Genomic DNA, 279 nt, shown 5'->3' with positions numbered 1-279 from the left:
CCAGCGCCACGTAACAGGGATGTTTGTCGATGCTTTGCAGCGCTTCGCCGCGCCGCGTGCGATGCCGCAATTGCGGCGGATTCTTGTCGGCGGAGAGCGCCCAGACGTCGAGTTCGTCCGACGCCCGCTGGCCCAGCGCGACGAGTTGGCTTTCGAGTTCCCGATACAGCGCGCCGCCGAGATGCAGTTTGAGCAAACGGGCGAAGTCCGGGTCGCCGGTAAAGAAGTTGATGCCCCGGCTGTCGGGAATATTGGACGAGCCGGCTGCCGGCTGCGAGG

At 65.2% G+C, this 279-nt stretch carries 1 pseudogene; it reads right to left on the bottom strand.

Going from position 1 to position 279, the window contains the following annotated elements:
- Positions 1-279 (bottom strand): annotated as a pseudogene (locus SB764_RS39545) (DNA alkylation response protein); the annotation flags it as partial.

This window comes from Paraburkholderia sp. SIMBA_027, from assembly GCF_046535315.1.
Taxonomy (GTDB): Bacteria; Pseudomonadota; Gammaproteobacteria; order Burkholderiales; family Burkholderiaceae; genus Paraburkholderia; species Paraburkholderia tropica.
Note: the sequence above shows the minus strand (reverse complement) of the source record. Positions and strands in the feature narration are given on the sequence as shown.